14 protein-coding genes are annotated in these 13,215 nt (G+C 41.0%); 1 reads left to right on the top strand and 13 read right to left on the bottom strand.

Annotated elements, in window-relative coordinates; translation table 11 throughout:
- Position 1 precedes the first annotated feature (1 nt).
- From WMO31_RS04195 to rpmH, 13 genes are all read right to left on the bottom strand, one after another.
- Positions 2-355 carry a DUF4234 domain-containing protein gene (locus tag WMO31_RS04195; RefSeq protein ID WP_155130423.1) on the bottom strand — a complete coding sequence of 118 codons (354 nt, stop codon included), beginning with the start codon at positions 353-355 and terminating at the stop codon, positions 2-4.
- Between the two features lie 143 nt (positions 356-498).
- Positions 499-1,779 (bottom strand): serine--tRNA ligase, encoded by a 1,281-nt coding sequence (gene serS, locus WMO31_RS04200; RefSeq protein WP_367999264.1) that lies wholly within the window; start codon positions 1,777-1,779, stop codon positions 499-501.
- A gap of 24 nt (positions 1,780-1,803) precedes the next feature.
- Positions 1,804-2,652: a ParB/RepB/Spo0J family partition protein gene (locus WMO31_RS04205; protein WP_021883894.1), complete on the bottom strand. Its 849-nt coding sequence runs from the start codon at positions 2,650-2,652 to the stop codon at positions 1,804-1,806.
- A gap of 1 nt (position 2,653) precedes the next feature.
- Positions 2,654-3,421: a ParA family protein gene (locus WMO31_RS04210; protein ID WP_046432327.1), complete on the bottom strand. Its 768-nt coding sequence runs from the start codon at positions 3,419-3,421 to the stop codon at positions 2,654-2,656.
- A gap of 286 nt (positions 3,422-3,707) precedes the next feature.
- Complete coding sequence (locus WMO31_RS04215) at positions 3,708-4,529, bottom strand: ParB/RepB/Spo0J family partition protein (RefSeq protein WP_367999265.1); 822 nt, start codon at positions 4,527-4,529, stop codon at positions 3,708-3,710.
- 160 nt (positions 4,530-4,689) lie between these two features.
- Positions 4,690-5,403, bottom strand: a complete 714-nt coding sequence (rsmG, locus tag WMO31_RS04220) for a 16S rRNA (guanine(527)-N(7))-methyltransferase RsmG (RefSeq protein ID WP_367999266.1) — start codon at positions 5,401-5,403, stop codon at positions 4,690-4,692.
- Entirely contained in the window at positions 5,403-7,277 is a 1,875-nt protein-coding gene (gene mnmG / locus WMO31_RS04225; protein WP_367999267.1) for a tRNA uridine-5-carboxymethylaminomethyl(34) synthesis enzyme MnmG, read from the bottom strand. Before mnmG ends, rsmG begins: the two co-directional genes overlap by 1 nt.
- Before the next feature lie 8 nt (positions 7,278-7,285).
- The gene (mnmE, locus tag WMO31_RS04230) at positions 7,286-8,653 is read right to left on the bottom strand and encodes a tRNA uridine-5-carboxymethylaminomethyl(34) synthesis GTPase MnmE (RefSeq protein WP_303806752.1); all 1,368 of its coding nucleotides are present in this window, start codon (positions 8,651-8,653) and stop codon (positions 7,286-7,288) included.
- 42 nt (positions 8,654-8,695) lie between these two features.
- Complete coding sequence (gene jag / locus WMO31_RS04235) at positions 8,696-9,505, bottom strand: RNA-binding cell elongation regulator Jag/EloR (RefSeq protein ID WP_242956369.1); 810 nt, start codon at positions 9,503-9,505, stop codon at positions 8,696-8,698.
- Between the two features lie 4 nt (positions 9,506-9,509).
- Complete coding sequence (locus WMO31_RS04240) at positions 9,510-10,517, bottom strand: YidC/Oxa1 family membrane protein insertase (protein ID WP_015523011.1); 1,008 nt, start codon at positions 10,515-10,517, stop codon at positions 9,510-9,512.
- 9 nt (positions 10,518-10,526) lie between these two features.
- A complete protein-coding gene (gene yidD / locus WMO31_RS04245; RefSeq protein ID WP_015523012.1) occupies positions 10,527-10,766 on the bottom strand; it encodes a membrane protein insertion efficiency factor YidD in 240 nt (79 codons plus the stop codon).
- Between the two features lie 4 nt (positions 10,767-10,770).
- Positions 10,771-11,112, bottom strand: coding sequence for a ribonuclease P protein component (gene rnpA, locus WMO31_RS04250; protein WP_015523013.1), 342 nt, complete (start codon positions 11,110-11,112; stop codon positions 10,771-10,773).
- Between the two features lie 66 nt (positions 11,113-11,178).
- Entirely contained in the window at positions 11,179-11,313 is a 135-nt protein-coding gene (gene rpmH, locus WMO31_RS04255) for a 50S ribosomal protein L34 (protein WP_015523014.1), read from the bottom strand.
- A gap of 407 nt (positions 11,314-11,720) precedes the next feature.
- Here rpmH and dnaA point away from each other — a divergent pair, with 407 nt between their 5' ends.
- A complete protein-coding gene (gene dnaA / locus WMO31_RS04260; RefSeq protein ID WP_015523015.1) occupies positions 11,721-13,079 on the top strand; it encodes a chromosomal replication initiator protein DnaA in 1,359 nt (452 codons plus the stop codon).
- The last annotated feature ends 136 nt before the right edge of the window (positions 13,080-13,215 follow it).

Genomic DNA, 13,215 nt, shown 5'->3' on the forward strand with positions numbered 1-13,215 from the left:
ATTACTGTGGAGGAAGCATCTTGTTAAGCTCACTCTGCATAAGAGCATAAGAAACAATGCTAAGACCAAAGATTGAAAGAACAAGATAAATTACAGATGCACTTGTATCAATCATAATGCCTCTCTGCATTTTTGCCTCATTGAGTTTTTCGCCCTGCTTGTAGCACCAGTAATAACCGTAAATACCGCAAGTTACAAGTGTAAGCAGAAATACGACTCCGCCTGATGTGCCGTCCTGCTGATGACCTGAAACATAGTTTGTTTCGTCATTGAGCATAATGAGCCAGTAAATTCCGTAAATACCGCAAGTGATGATTGAAAGAAGGATTGCAATACCTACACTTCTCTGTTTCATAATAATTACCTCCGTTAACCTCTTTCAAGGGATTTTAGCAAGGTAAATTATACCATTAGTACGGTACAATGTCAATATAATTTTATAATTTTGTTTTAATATTTGATATAGTTTGCTGAACTTTGGGCAGATGCCGCATAAGATTATTTAATAACCTCCATACCGCCCATGTAAGGACGAAGAGCCTCAGGAATCCTGATTGTGCCGTCTTCGTTAAGGTTGTTCTCAAGGAACGCAATGAGCATTCTCGGAGGTGCAACAACCGTGTTGTTAAGAGTATGTGCAAAGTATTTCTTGCCGTCCTCGCCTGTAACTCTGATTTTAAGGCGGCGAGCCTGTGCGTCACCGAGATTCGAACATGAACCAACCTCAAAATATTTCTTCTGACGAGGTGACCAGGCTTCAACATCAAGTGAACGAACCTTGAGGTCAGCAAGGTCGCCCGAACAACATTCGAGTGTACGAACAGGAATATCCATTGAACGGAAAAGGTCTACTGTGTTCTGCCAAAGCTTGTCAAACCACATTTTGCTGTCCTCAGGCTTACAAACAACAATCATTTCCTGCTTTTCAAACTGATGAATTCTGTAAACGCCTCTCTCCTCAATGCCGTGAGCACCCTTTTCTTTTCTGAAGCAAGGCGAATAGCTTGTGAGAGTGTAAGGAAGATTTTCTTCCTTGTTGATTGTGTCAATGAACTTACCAATCATTGAATGTTCGCTTGTGCCGATAAGATAAAGGTCCTCGCCCTCAATCTTGTACATCATTGAATCCATCTCGGCAAAGCTCATAACGCCTGTTACAACATTACTTCTGATCATAAAAGGCGGTACACAGTATGTGAAACCTCTGTTAATCATAAAATCACGGGCATATGCGATTACTGCACTGTGAAGTCTTGCAATATCGCCCATAAGATAATAGAAACCGTTACCCGCAACCTTTCTTGCAGAATCAAGGTCGATACCGTTGAATTTTTCCATAATTTCTGTGTGATAAGGAATTTCAAAATCAGGTACAAACGGATCGCCGAACTTCTCAATTTCAACATTCTGACTGTCATCCTTACCAATCGGAACAGACGGATCAATAATATTAGGAATCTGCATCATGATTTCCGTTACCTTTGCAGAAAGGTCTGATTCCTTCTTTTCAAGCTCTGCAAGCTGTTGTGCCTGCTTTGTAACTTCTTCTTTAAGAGCCATACCCTCTTCTTTTTTGCCCTGAGCCATAAGAGAGCCAATCTGCTTTGAAATTTTGTTTCTGTTTGAACGGAGTTCATCAGCCTGTTTTTTAACGGCTCTGCTCTGCTCATCAAGCTCAATTACCTGATCAACAAGCGGAAGCTTGTAATCCTGAAACTTCTTTTTGATATTTTCTTTTACTGCGTCGGGATTTTCTCTTAAAAATTTAATATCTATCATTTTAAAATACCTCTTTATGTAATGTTATTTAAGTTTGTTTGAAAGCTCTGTAAGTTCTTCGTCCGAATAGAATTCAATCTGAAGAACACCGCCCTGCTTGCCCTTGCTCTTTGAAACGCTGATTTTTCGTCCAAGGCTTTCCGAAAGTGCAAGTTCAACCATGCTGTAGAACGAAGGCTTTTTTTCAGGCTTCTCTTCCTTCTGAACTGTCGGTTTTTTCTTGCAGATTTTCTCAACCTGTCTTACCGAAAGATCTTTTGCAACAATTTCATCTGCAAGCTCCGTCATAAGTTCTTCATTCTCAAGCGTAAGCAATGCTCTTGCATGACCTGCCGAGATTTTGCCGTCTTTGAGATATTCCATTATGTTATCGGGAAGTTTAAGAAGTCTTAATGCATTTGCAACTGCGGGACGGGATTTTCCGACCGACTTTGCAACTTCTTCCTGTGAAAAACCATGTTCATCAATAAGAGCCTTGTAGCCGAGAGCCTCTTCAACAGGGCTTAAATCCTCACGCTGAAGATTTTCAATAAGAGCAATCTCCATTGTTTCGGTATCGGTAAGCTCCTTTATTATAACAGGGACTTCGGTAAGTCCTGCCATACGGCTTGCTCTGTATCTTCTTTCACCTGCAACAATCTGATAACCGCCGAGTGTAAGCGGACGAACAAGCAACGGCTGTAAAAGTCCGTGCTGTGAAATACTCTCTGCAAGCTCCGACAAAGCCTGTTCATCAAATTCTTTTCTCGGCTGAGTGCGGTTCGGTTCAATCTCCGAAATTTTAAGTGTTACTGTTCCGCCCTCTGTTTCGGAATCGTTCTCTATAAATATTGCGTTAAGGCCTTTTCCAAGACCACCGAGTTTTTTTGCCAAATCAGCCTCTCTCCTTTCCGACTATTTCCTCGGCAAGTGCCGTATATGCCTGACTGCCCTTACAGGATTTGTCGTAGTAGATAACAGGCATACCAAAGCTCGGTGCTTCGGAAAGTCTTACTCCCCTCGGAACAACTGTTTTGAAAACCTTTCGTGGGAAGAATTTTTTCACTTCATCTACTACTTGTTGTGTAAGATTAAGTCGTCCGTCATACATTGTTAGCAGAACGCCTTCAATTTCAATTGATTCGTTGTACTGTCTTTTTATTCTTCTTACCGTATTGATAAGCTGTGACAATCCCTCAAGCGCATAATATTCGCATTGAATCGGCACAAGAAATGTGTCGGCAACCGTCAATGCATTTGCCGTGATAAGTCCGAGTGACGGAGGACAGTCGATAATTATGTAATCATAATACTGCTTTATCGGGAGCAAAGCATTCTTTAAAAGTGCCTCTCTGTGCGGTTTTTCTGCAATTTCAAGCTCTGCGGCAGCCAAATCAAGGCTTGACGGAAGAATATGCAGATTGTCATACGGGGTTGTAAGAACACATTGTTCGGCTTTTGCACCGTCAACAAGAATTGAGTAAGTTGAAAACTTAACTTTACTCTTATCAATGGCGACACCGCTTGTGGCATTTCCCTGTGGATCAGCGTCAACAAGCAATGTTTTCTTTCCCATTTTTCCCAGACAAGCCGCAAGATTAACGGAGGTTGTGGTCTTTCCCACACCTCCCTTTTGGTTTGATATTGCAATTATTTTTGCCAAAAAATCACCTTGTCTTTTGTTTTTATGATTTTTATATCTTTTACTTTAAAATTATATCATAATGCACACCATTTTTAAAGCTATTTTGAAGATTTTTTGGGATTTAATGCAACTTTTTTTCTTAATCAAAAGCAAATGTTTCACGTGAAACATTTCCTGTGTAACCAAAAAATAAAAACTATACAACGCAAAAAGCCGCACATTACTGTGCGACTCTTTGCAAGGGGTTTAGATAAGGAAATGGGTATGAGTGGAACGGATGCTTTCGCACCCTCTGAAAAGTGAATTAAGCAGTTTTTTCTGCATCAGGCTTTTGATATCTTTTAGGAATCCGAATTGTGTATTCAATAAAATTGTCTGTGTCTTTTTTGTCTGATTGTGCGTCGATTCCTGCAAGACGCATTGTATCAATAGCCTTGTTGATTGTGTTAAGAAAAATTCGTAAGTCTTTTATCACCGCTTTGCTTGTACCTTTGGATTTTGTTGTTTTTGGTACTGAATTAATTAAAATGCTGACGAGTTCATCAGTCTGACTTGTGTTGAGATTCTCCGAAATTATTTTTGACAGAGCCTCATGTCTTAAAGCGTCATCTTCAATTCTTAAAAGAGCCCTTGCGTGTCTTTCGCTCAATCCTGCATTTACAATCCATTCCTGCTCCTCGTATGTAAGACGAAGAAGTCTTAGCTTGTTTGCAATTGTTGATTGGCTTTTGCCCAGTCGGTTCGCTGCCTCCTCTTGGGTAAGACCGTAGCGCCTGATCAGCTTTGAAATCCCGCGAGCTTCCTCGAATATACCGAGGTCGCTTCGCTGGAGATTTTCAAGGAGAGCATAAATGGCTGACTCTTTTTCCGAACACTTTAAAACGATGCACGGCACCTTTCGTAATCCTGCCAAAACCGATGCCCTGAGGCGGCGCTCACCTGCCACAAGTTCATACTCCGCAGCCGAGATTTTTCTCACCGACAACGGTTGCAAGATACCGTTTTCGCTGATTGATGCAGAGAGAGCGGCAAGTTCGGTTTCGTCAAAGGTTTTGCGAGGTTGTGCTTTGTTCGGTCTGATTTTAATAATCGGAATCTCTAAAACTTTGTTATCGTTTTTGAGCATAAAATTCAACCGCATCGCCTCAATGTTCGTTAGCATCAGGGGTTGTCCCTGTGCTATTATAATAACATAGACACGGTGCGGTTGTTGTCGCTTTGTGAGCAACTTTTTTAAGAAGTTTTACCACAAAATGGTAATTTATTAAAAAAGCTGTCGATATTTATCACAACGGTTGTGACTTTATTTTGCCCGAAATTCTCGGGTATTGTTTTGGTGTAGGTTTTACCTTTTTTATTACAATGATTGTACGCTCGCCCTCGTCACACGGAAGATTAAACTTGTGAACCTTTTCAACCTTACCGCCGAGTAATTTCAAAGCATTTTCTGCTCCGTCAAGTTCTTCATCGGCATTTGGTCCTTTCATTGCTACAAACAAACCGCCAACCTTGACATACGGCAAGCAGTATTCGCAGAGAACATTCAGCCTTGCAACTGCTCTTGAAACGGCAATATCAAACTTTTCACGATAAAGCTTATTTTTACCGCCCTCCTCTGCCCTGCTGTGAACAAGCTCGGAATCAAGTCCTGTATCGTTAAGAACTGTGTCGAGAAATGTAAGTCTTTTGTTAAGGCTGTCAAGAAGCGTCAGCTTAATGTCAGGTCTTGCAATTTTAAGCACAACACCGGGAAAACCGGCACCTGTTCCCACATCAATAATGCTTGCATTCTTCTTTACATCAACAAAGTTGTAAAGTGTAAGGCTGTCGGCAAAATGCTTGACCGCAACACCGTGTTCATCGGTTATTGCAGTAAGATTCATCTTTTCGTTCCACTCAACAAGCAATTTAAAGTAGATTTCAAACCTTTGGAGCATTTCATCGTCAAGTTTGGTTTTAAAACCATCAGTAACGGTAGTAAGAGTATCTTTAATTGCCATTACTGCCTCCTGTTGTTCTGAGCAAGCCAGATAAGAAGTACGCTGATATCCGCAGGAGAAACGCCCGAAATTCTTGACGCCTGTCCGATATTGAGCGGTTTAATCTTATTAAGCTTTTCCCTTGCCTCAAGTCGAAGTCCTTCAATTTCATTGTAATCAAAGTCCTTTGGCAATTGCTTAACTTCAAGCTTTTTCATTTGTTCAACCTGTTTAAGCTGTTTTTGAATATAGCCCTCGTACTTAATTTCAATTTCAACCTGTTCAAAGATATTCGGATCAAGCTCCGGTCTTGTTTTGTCAATGTTCTTGAGTGCATCATAACCAAGCTGAGGCCGTTTCATAAGGTCAATAAGTCGCACACCCGAAGTAATTTCAGATGTTTCACGTGAAACAAGTATCTCATTTACCTCATCAGTAGGTGAAATCACCGTACTTTTAAGTCTATTAAGTTCTTCTTTTTTAAGCTCCTGTTTTTTAAGAAACTTTGCGTATCTTTCGTCGCTTATAAGACCAATTCTGTGACCGAGTGGAGTCAGTCTTTCGTCGGCATTATCCTGACGAAGTACAAGTCTGTACTCACTTCTTGAAGTCATCATTCTATATGGCTCATTTGCTCCCTTTGTAACAAGGTCATCAACAAGTGTGCCTATATAGCTTTCCGAACGGTCGAATATAACAGGCTCTCTGCCGAGAACCTTCATTGCGGCATTAATTCCTGCAACAAGTCCCTGAGCCGCTGCCTCCTCATATCCCGAAGAACCGTTGAATTGACCGGCACCGAAAAGTCCTTCAAAATCTTTAAATTCAAGCGTCGGGTTCATTGCAAGCGGATCAACACAATCATATTCAATTGCATAAGCAGGTCGCATAATAAGGCAATGTTCAAGACCTTTTATTGTGTGATAGAATTTAAGCTGAACTTCTTCCGGAAGTGATGAGCTCATTCCCTGAAGATACATTTCCTCGGTATCAAGTCCGCACGGCTCAATAAAAAGCTGATGTCTTGGCTTATCCTTAAAACGCATAATCTTATCTTCAAAGCTTGGACAATAACGGGGACCAACACCCTCAATTTTGCCGGCATAAAGCGGAGAACGGTTGATATTTTCAAGAATAATCTGCTTTGTTTCGTCATTTGTCCAACTGACATGGCATTCAACCTTGTTTTCACCGAGATTCTCAGTTTCATAAGAGAACGGCTGGGGAGGTTCATCACCTTTTTGAACTTCAAGCTCAGAAAAATCAATTGAACTTTTCAGAACTCTTGCCGGAGTACCAGTCTTAAATCTTCTCAAAGGCAGACCGAGTTTTTTAAGGCTTGAACCAAGAAATGTGGCGGGAAAAATTCCGTCGGGACCGCTTTCATATGAAACCTCACCGACAAAAATTCTTCCACCGAGATATGTACCCGTTGCAATAATAACGGTCTTGCACTTAAATACGGCAAGCATTCTTGTAGTAAGATTATAACCGCCCTCCATCTTTTCAATATCCGTAATTTCAGCCTGACGAAGGTCGAGATTTTTCTGTAATTCAATCTTATGTTTCATAACGGAAGAATATTTTCTTCTGTCAATCTGTGCTCTCAGCGAATGAACAGCCGGACCTTTTCCCCTGTTAAGCATTCTGGACTGCAAAAAACATTCATCGGCAGTCTTTCCCATTTCACCGCCGAGTGCGTCAATCTCACGGACGAGATGTCCTTTTGCTGTTCCTCCGATTGACGGATTGCAGGGACAGTTTCCGACCGCATCCATATTTATGGTAAATATTGCAGTTTTACAGCCAAGCCTTGCCGCCGCAAGAGCCGCCTCGATTCCGGCGTGACCTGCACCGACTACTGCAACATCATATTCACCCGCAAAATAATTCATAATATCACCTATTTTCCTACGCAGAAGTTGTGAAACACCCTATCCACAACCTCATCACTTGTTCTCTCACCCGTTAATTCAAGTAAGTGTGAAATTGCATCCTCAATTGAAACTGTTACTGCGTCAAATGTCATACCGCATTCAAGTGCGTTCATTGCCTCAATAACCGAATCAAGTGCATTTTTAACGGCAATTCGCTGTCTTTCATTTGAGAGAACGCCTTCACTCGGATTAAAGTTTTGAGTTCCTGCAATTTTTTCAACAGCCTTTGTTAATTCATCTCTGCCGTCACCACTGATTGCAGATATATATACTATATATTTTATATTTTTACTGATATATTCTATATCAAGCTTATTATCAAGATCAGTCTTATTAATTACAGCAATTGAAGGCACAAGCTTTGCAGACTCAATGAGTGCATAATCGTCCTCGTCAAGCTCTCTGCTGTTATCAAAAACAGCAAGCAAAAGACCGCATTGCTCAAGTCTTTTTCTCGCTCTGTCAACACCGATTTTCTCAACCGTATCGTCAGTATCACGAAGTCCTGCCGTATCGCTGAGATTCAGAACAACATCGCCCACAGTTACCGTATCTTCAACAATATCTCTCGTAGTTCCGGGAATATCGGTTACAATACTCTTTTCATATCCCGAAAGCAAATTCATAAGCGTGCTTTTTCCTACATTCGGTCTACCGGCAATTACGGTATCAATGCCTTTTTTTACCGCCTGACCGCAGTCATAGCTGTCAAGTAAAGACTTAAAACACTTGATTGCCTTGTCACAGGTTTCAATTACGGAATCAGCCGTAACCTCGGCAATATCCTCCTCGGGATAATCTGCCCACGCAGAAAGGTGAGCCGCCATTGAGAGGAGGTCATTTTTTACACCGTCAATTTTCTTACGCAAAGCACCCTCTTTTACACAAAGAGCAGACCTTGCCGCACCCCTGCTTTTAGCACTTATAATATCAATTACAGCCTCAGCTTCGGTGAGGTCGATTTTGCCGTTTAGGAATGCTCGCTTTGTAAATTCTCCTGCCTGAGCCGGAACGGCGCCGGCATTGAGAACAGCACGCAGAACTCTTTTTGTAATGTAAAGTCCGCCGTGGCACGAAAGCTCAACAACATCTTCACCGGTATAGCTGTGAGGCGCCTTAAAAACAAGTGCAACCGCCTCGTCAATATCTTCACCGTCTTCTGAAATTTTTCCGAACGATGCCGTATAGCCTTTCATCTCAGTAACCTTTTTACCCGAAACGGAGTTGAAAATTTTGTCGGCAATCCGAAGTGCATCGTCACCCGAAATTCTAATAACGCCGATACCGCCCTCGCCCTGAGCGGTACTTATTGCGGCAACTGTATCGTAATTCATAAAATCACCAAGAAAAAAGGGCGGTTAAAAACCGCCCTGTAATTATTTGTCTATTCTTCCGTAAAGACCTGTTGCACCGCCCTCGTTAAGGGGCTTTCTGTCAGGATTTGCGGGAGTGTTATGCTCGGAACGGTTTGCGCTGTATGGGCGTCTGCCGCCTCTGCCTCTGTTGTTATAACCGCCGTTTCTGCGAACGGGCTTTGCCTTTGGATCAGGACCGATAACAACATGGCGGTTTGCGTTTTCGCCTTCGCTCCATGAAATAGCACCGTTTACCTTCTGAACAGAAGTGTGAATAATTCTTCTCTCATAAGGATTCATTGGCTCAAGATTTGTCTTTCTGCCTGTTTTAACAGCTTTGAAAGCAAGCTTTCTGCCGAGAATTTCAAGAGTCTTTTCTCTTTTTTCTCTGTAGTTTCCGGTATCAATAGTTACCTTAAAATAGCTGTTGTCAGAGTGGTTGGCAACAAGGCTTGTAAGGTACTGAAGTGAGTCAAGTGTTTCACCTCTTCTGCCGATTACAAAACCGACATCCTCACCCGAAAGATTGAACTCGATACCGCCTTCAATTTCTTTCTTCTCTATCACAACGCTTTCAAGCTTCATATTATTGAGAACATCTCTCAAAAACTGTTCAGCTTTTTCTGCAGGAGTTTCTTTGAGAGTAACCCTAACCTTTGCAGGCTGACCTCCGAAAAGACCGAATTTTTTCTTTTCGGCTCTCTGAATAACCTCAAAATCAACCTCTGCATTTTCGTCAAGACCAAGCTGCTTTTTTGCATCGTTTAATGCGTCAACTTCGTTATCGCCAATGCCGATAGCTTCTTTAATCACAATATCACCTGATTTCAAACTTCTACTTCTTTTTCTTCTTTTTGGAATTTGTATTTTCTTCTGCACTCTCTGAAAGACCGTGCGGAACATAGTTATACTGAACAAGAGCCTCCTGCTCAAACATAAGAGCGGCGTGTCTTGCTTCGGATGTTGCTGTCATTCTCTGAGGGCTGAAAAGCTTGCCCACGATAACCGACTGAACAAGGCTTACGAGTGAAGATACAATCCAGTAAAATGCAACGGCTGACGGAACAATGTAGGCGATATATGCCGAGAAAAGCGGCATTGCATACATCATAACCTTCATACAGCCCTGCTGTTGCTGCATAGGATTGTTCTTTCCGTTGATTCTCATTGTGATAAACTGTGTAAGTACGTTTGATGCAAAACATATTACAGGGAAAAGAATCATCGGACTCCAAAGACCGTAGTCCTGCGGAATTGCGAAAAGGTTCATACCGAATGTATTAAATCCCTTTTCAAACATAGTGATTGTATTGAGCTGGTCGGCAGAAAAAATCTGCTGAATGGCGTCAATATTTTGGAAACAGCTGAAATCCTTCAAAAAATAAATTTCCTGATATGTGGCATTGGTTGCGCCCGACGCCGCAGTATATCCGGGAATTGTATTTACATAGTTAAGAGCTTCGGTTACCTTTGCGCTGTCGATATGAAGTGTGTTTGTAAGCGGATATGCAACAGCGTAGAATACTCCGAAAAGAACAAGGAACGGAACAATCATCGTAAGACAGCCGCCTGTCGGCTTTACGCCCTCTTTTTCATAGAGCTTAGATATTTCTTCCTGTGCCTTTTGTCTGTTATTTTTATATTTTTCCTGAATTTCCTTTTGTTTTTTGGAAAGTCTTGCGGTACCTGCCATTGATTTTTGCTGTTTGATTGTAAAAGGAAACATACAAAGTCTTACAATAATTGTAAAGACGATAATTGACAGTCCGAAATCTTTAAGAAGATAGAAAGCTCCCCACAGCACATAGCCGAGCAAGCTTCCAAGAAAACCAAAGATCTGCATACGGTTACCTCACTTTAATTTCTTACTCTTTGGCTTTTTTTCCGGAACGGGATCATACCCGCCCTTTGAAAACGGATTGCAGCGCAGAATACGCCAAACGGTAAGCGCTGTGCCCTTGAGTGCACCAAACCTTTCAATTGCCTCAATACCATATTGCGAACAAGTCGGAATGTATTTACAATGACTTGCCGTCAACGGAGAAACTGAGGTCCGGTAAAACCTGATAATTGCCAGAAGAATTCGTTTCATAAAACTATCCCTCTTTAAGAACACCTGCAAGCGAAAGCTGTTTTTTCATTTCCTTGTAAACAACAGTGCTTTTAACATAGGGTGTTTTACCTCTGGCAACAAAAACAAAGTCATATCCTTTTTTTATATCGGGATAAAGTTTGTAATAAGCCTCTCTTATTACCCTCCTTGACCTTGTGCGCCTTACGGCTTTTCCGATTTTTTTGCCGGTGGTTATTCCAAAACGCAGGTTATCGGATTTGTTCTTTAACACATAAGTTACCAAAACAGGACCAACAAAGGATTTTCCACGTCTGTAAAGTCCGGAAAAATCCCTGTTATCCTTCAAAGTGATATATTCACTCATAAATTTACCACCTTGCAAACAGGTGCATTAAAAAAGAAAGACCACCGGTTAAAAGTGGTCTTCTCTTTAATAAGACAACCTTTTTCTACCTTTAGCTCTTCTTCTGGCTAAAACTTTCTTGCCGTTAGATGTAGACATTCTCTTTCTGAAGCCGTGCTCCTTTTTTCTGTGGAGCTTCTTAGGCTGATAAGTTCTCAACATAATGAAAACCCTCCCTTCAAAATATAACCTTGCAATATAGCATTATATCTTAATTTCAGCCCGTAGTCAACAAAAATTTTTATTTTTTTATTTTCTAAAATGAAATTTAAAATTTTCTTTTGATTTTGAAAAACAGCAGCAAATTATTTTTCTTTATCGGTAAATACAATATATTGCAACACAGAATTTAACACACACTATATATCCGAATCATTGTAAAATTTACACCCTGTTTGCGCACTTTAATAATAATAAAGTATAAATTACAATAAATTACAAATGGCTTTTTGTAATTGCAATTTTAAATTTGTTGCGTTATAATAAAGCAGAATGGTATTTTATCAAAATGGGATAATTATGGAAAATGGGTGCAGTGTGTTGCACCGTGGAAGGGAAAGATTAAATTAATGGACTCCTTTGAAGACGCATGGAAAGTTATAAGCGATTACTGTAAATCTAAAATTACCGACATCGCCTACAATACATGGATCAGCAGAATTCAGCCAGTTGACCTTGACTTTGACAACGGAACCGCTTATCTTCTCGTGCCAAATGACTTTCACGCCCAAACATTGAGGAGATGCTATATGTCGCTTCTCAATGAGGGATTTGAAGAGATTTTCGGAACAAAGTTCAATATTGAGTTCCGCACACCGGCAAATGCGCCGAAAAAATCAAAGCCGTCTGCGGCGGCATCAATCACAACATCGGCGGCAACCGCTCCTCTTTTGCAAAGCCCCGACAGCAGTTCTTACGAATACACCTTTGACACATTTATTGTCGGCTCGTCAAATAAGTTTGCTCATGCAGCCTGTCTTGCAGTTGCAACAAATCCGTCACATGCCTACAACCCCCTCTTTCTTTACGGAAACTCGGGACTCGGCAAGACTCACCTTTTGTATGCAATCGGCAATGAAATCAAGAAAAACGATCCGTCAAAGGTTATCTGTTACATAAAAGGCGACGATTTTACCGTTGAGCTTGTTGAGTCGCTCCGTCTTGCCAAGATGAATGAATTCAGACAAAAATACAGACAGGCGGATATTCTGCTCGTGGACGATGTTCAGTTTATCGGCGGTAAAGAAAGTACACAGGAAGAATTTTTCCATACCTTTAACGCACTTTATGACGCAAGAAAACAGATTGTTCTCACATCAGACCGTCCTCCTAAGGAAATCAAAACTCTTGAGGATCGTTTGCGTTCAAGATTTGAGCAGGATCTTATTGCAGATATCCAGCCTCCGGATCTTGAAACAAGAATTGCCATTATAAAAAGAAAGGCAGAACTTGACGGAGTTGAAATTTCGGACGAAGTCTGCGAGTATGTTGCATCTAAAATCAAGGCAAATATTCGTCAGCTTGAGGGAACAGTTAAAAAAATCAAAGCCAAATACTACCTTGACGGTGAAAAACCGACAATTAATTCGGTTCAGGGCATAATTTCCGACATTCTCAACAATGACGCTCCGCCCGAGGTTACCGTTGAACGCATTATTGACGAGGTTGCAAGAACCTACGGCGTTTCGGCAGACGAAATTCGTTCACAGAAAAACCGCAGTGCCAATATCAGCAACGCAAGACATATTGCAATATATGTTACACGAGAGCTTACAACGCTTTCAATGGTTGCAATCGGTGAAGAATTCGGCAACCGTCATTATTCCACCATTATATATACAATTCAGAAGGTTCAGAAGATGATGGAAAAGGACAGAAAGGTCAAAGAAATCATTGACGATACCATCAAAAATATCCGTGACAGATAGGCTGAATTATTTAACATATTTTTCAACATTCCATAAACATTCTTCAACCCGATGTTGAAGAATGTGCTAAAAAATATTTTTGTCAACAAAAGCAAACAAATCGAAAAAATCTTTTGTTTATGCTTTTTTTCAGTGT

The organism is Ruminococcoides intestinale, assembly GCF_040095935.1.
Classification (GTDB): domain Bacteria; phylum Bacillota; class Clostridia; order Oscillospirales; family Acutalibacteraceae; genus Ruminococcoides; species Ruminococcoides intestinale.

Coding starts and splice junctions, on each gene's coding strand:
- WMO31_RS04195 (WP_155130423.1), bottom strand. CDS start 355: ATGAAACAGAGAAGTGTAGGTATTGCAATCCTTCTTTCAATCATCACT.
- serS (WP_367999264.1), bottom strand. CDS start 1,779: ATGATAGATATTAAATTTTTAAGAGAAAATCCCGACGCAGTAAAAGAA.
- WMO31_RS04215 (WP_367999265.1), bottom strand. CDS start 4,529: ATGCTCAAAAACGATAACAAAGTTTTAGAGATTCCGATTATTAAAATC.
- rsmG (WP_367999266.1), bottom strand. CDS start 5,403: ATGGCAATTAAAGATACTCTTACTACCGTTACTGATGGTTTTAAAACC.
- mnmG (WP_367999267.1), bottom strand. CDS start 7,277: ATGAATTATTTTGCGGGTGAATATGATGTTGCAGTAGTCGGTGCAGGT.
- mnmE (WP_303806752.1), bottom strand. CDS start 8,653: ATGAATTACGATACAGTTGCCGCAATAAGTACCGCTCAGGGCGAGGGC.
- WMO31_RS04240 (WP_015523011.1), bottom strand. CDS start 10,517: ATGCAGATCTTTGGTTTTCTTGGAAGCTTGCTCGGCTATGTGCTGTGG.
- yidD (WP_015523012.1), bottom strand. CDS start 10,766: ATGAAACGAATTCTTCTGGCAATTATCAGGTTTTACCGGACCTCAGTT.
- rnpA (WP_015523013.1), bottom strand. CDS start 11,112: ATGAGTGAATATATCACTTTGAAGGATAACAGGGATTTTTCCGGACTT.
- rpmH (WP_015523014.1), bottom strand. CDS start 11,313: ATGTTGAGAACTTATCAGCCTAAGAAGCTCCACAGAAAAAAGGAGCAC.
- dnaA (WP_015523015.1), top strand. CDS start 11,721: ATGGACTCCTTTGAAGACGCATGGAAAGTTATAAGCGATTACTGTAAA.